3 protein-coding genes and 1 pseudogene are annotated in these 2,840 nt (G+C 39.6%); all 4 read left to right on the top strand.

Features of this window, described 5'->3' with window-relative positions; translation table 11 throughout:
• Positions 1–158: 158 nt before the first annotated feature.
• A pseudogene (locus tag PN471_RS23425) lies at positions 159–930 on the top strand (IS1634 family transposase); the annotation flags it as partial.
• Between the two features lie 125 nt (positions 931–1,055).
• Positions 1,056–1,208: a reverse transcriptase N-terminal domain-containing protein gene (locus tag PN471_RS08800; RefSeq protein WP_271776524.1), complete on the top strand. Its 153-nt coding sequence runs from the start codon at positions 1,056–1,058 to the stop codon at positions 1,206–1,208.
• Between the two features lie 156 nt (positions 1,209–1,364).
• Entirely contained in the window at positions 1,365–2,093 is a 729-nt protein-coding gene (gene pyrH / locus PN471_RS08795) for a UMP kinase (protein ID WP_193892539.1), read from the top strand.
• Entirely contained in the window at positions 2,080–2,628 is a 549-nt protein-coding gene (gene frr, locus PN471_RS08790; protein WP_271776523.1) for a ribosome recycling factor, read from the top strand. The genes pyrH and frr overlap by 14 nt, the downstream gene beginning before the upstream one ends.
• Positions 2,629–2,840 lie beyond the last annotated feature (212 nt).

Raw genomic sequence — 2,840 nt, 5'->3', positions numbered from 1 at the left:
TCTCACTTGATGATGCTTACTCTCTTTATATATTCTCTTTAGTAATTTTGCTGTATCCCAGTTTAAATCTCGAATAAATCGCATTTTTTATCTCATTATTATTACCAAGAATGTATTTTACAATATTATTATCCTAATGTGGAATTAATTTCGCCTACTTACTTATCACACAGGGGTATTCCCGTGACCATCGTCCAGACAGACTTAAAACAATGTATATGAGATTTAATAGTAAGTAGTGATGGAGATATACCTTTATTTTTCAGGGGAGCATCAGGAAACGAATCAGATAAAGCCGTATTCGCCCACATCTTAGTGGAATATTCTAAACAAATAGATTTTGATAGTATCGTAGACAAATTAAAATACCATCAAATATCGGACATAGAAATAACCGAAAAATTAAATAAAGCACAAACAGTAGTTTATCAAGTCAAAGGTAAATTAATAGAAAATCAGGAATTAATCAAAAAACATGAAAATTCTTGTGGGAGATTTATTTTAGCAACGAATATTTTAGACACCACCAAATTAGCACCTACAGAAATATTGAGAATATATAAAGAACAGCAATCAACAGAGCGAGGATTTAGATTTATTAAGGACCCGTTATTTTTTGCCGATAGTCTTTTTGTGAAGAATCCAGAAAGAGTAGAGACAATGATGAGGTTAATGGCATTGTGTCTTTTGGTTTATAATCTGGGACAAAGACAATTACGAATTGCATTAAAAACACAAAAAGCTACTGTTAAAAATCAACTGAATAAACCCACATAATTTCCAACATTAAGGTGGATATTTCCATGTTTTCAGGGGATTCATATTGTCATCACACAAGGAGTTTATAGGATTATTAATTTAACGAATGAACATTGTAGTATATTACAATTCCTACCTAATTCTTGTCAAAAATATTATTTATTGTGTTAGTTGCCGAATCTATAATTCTCTATCGCATAGTCTTGTATTTGCATAACTGATTGAAAAATCTCAATTCGGGGAGGACGGACTGTAATTGGTCTGAGGTGTTCAGAATACACAAATTGGAGCAGAGCATGATTAGACACAGAGAAAACTCTAGTGAATCCTGGAAAACGTTGCCTTGGAAGAAATTCCGCCGTAACTTATTCCGCCTACAAAAACGAGTGTACAAAGCGGAAAACATGGAGACAATTCACAAACCTTGTGTTATGTGTATGATATGCTGACGATTGTTTATGGCCAAATCAGCAAATAGATCCAGCCCAAACCGAACAAATGGGGACTTTATGCAAATGGCGGACAACCTAACTAGACACAGATAGTCACTGTACTGTTATCTTAGGTTGGAGGCAATTGCAACTTTTTTGATAAAGCGGAACTTCATGGGAACGAATTACCGACGGGTTTTACTTAAACTGAGCGGTGAAGCCTTAATGGGCAACTTAGGCTATGGCATTGACCCAGAAGTGGTCGAGGAAATAGCCAAGGAAATAGGCGAGGTGATAGCCAGTGGTGTGCAGGTGGCCATCGTAGTTGGCGGTGGCAATATTTTTCGAGGCATTAAAGCAGCATCAGCAGGTATGGATCGGGCAACCGCTGACTATATCGGGATGATTGCCACAGTAATGAATGCTATGACCCTGCAAGATTCTCTAGAACGGATGGGAGTTCAAACAAGGGTGCAAACAGCGATCGCCATGCAAGAACTAGCAGAACCATATATTCGCCGTCGTGCCATCCGTCATCTTGAAAAAGGACGGGTGGTAATTTTTGGTGCAGGTTCAGGAAATCCCTTCTTTACCACAGATACCACTGCGGCCTTAAGAGCGGCAGAAATTGAAGCAGAAGTGATTTTTAAAGCTACTAAAGTAGACGGCATTTACGATGCTGACCCCAAACTTTATCCTGATGCCAAGCGTTTTACCACCCTTACCTACGCCCACGTTTTGGCTAAAGATTTGCGAGTTATGGATAGTACCGCAATTGCTCTATGTAAAGAAAATAATCTCCCCATTTTAGTATTTGACCTGACGGTGCGAGGTAACATCCACCGGGCAGTCATGGGAGAATCTATTGGCACTCTTGTGGGAGGTTCTTGTGAAATTAGCTGAAGCTGAGAGTACGATGCAAAAAACCGTTGAGTCTACTCAACGAGCTTTTAATACAATTCGTACTGGTCGCGCCAATTCGAGTTTATTAGATAAAGTCCAAGTGGACTATTACGGTTCACCAACACCCTTGAAATCTCTGGCAAACATTAGCACGCCAGACTCTTCAACCATCGTGATTCAGCCCTACGATAAGAAAAGCTTAAATATCCTTGAAAAAGCTATCTCTCTGTCGGATGTGGGCTTAACTCCCAGTAACGACGGTAGTGTGATCCGGTTGAATATTCCCCCACTAACTAGCGATCGCCGGAAAGAATTTGTCAAACTTGCCTTTAAGTATGCCGAAGAAGGTCGTGTAGCAATTCGCAATATTCGCCGAGACGCTCTCGATTCCATTCGCAAACAAGAAAAAAGTGCGAAAATCTCCGAAGATGAAGCACGAGATCAGCAAGACAAACTCCAAAAACTGACCAACAAGTACATAGCAAAGATAGACGAATTGTTGATAGAAAAGGAAAAAGAGATTACCACTGTGTAAGGTGACAGGTGACAGGTGACAGGTAAGAATTTTACCAATCACCAATCACCAATCACCAATCACCAATCTCCATTTAGTGACGTACTCCACACACTCCCTTTCAGGTGAGTGTGGGCTTCTCAGTGACTCCTCTATGAGGACATTAACTGAGCTTTAAGACCGTGCGCCCCACGGTTCTTTGGTTTTGAGATTTGTTTTTTGTTTTGTAGGCT

Source organism: Aphanizomenon sp. CS-733/32 (genome assembly GCF_028330045.1).
Taxonomy (GTDB): Bacteria; Cyanobacteriota; Cyanobacteriia; order Cyanobacteriales; family Nostocaceae; genus Dolichospermum; species Dolichospermum gracile.
Note: the sequence above shows the minus strand (reverse complement) of the source record. Positions and strands in the feature narration are given on the sequence as shown.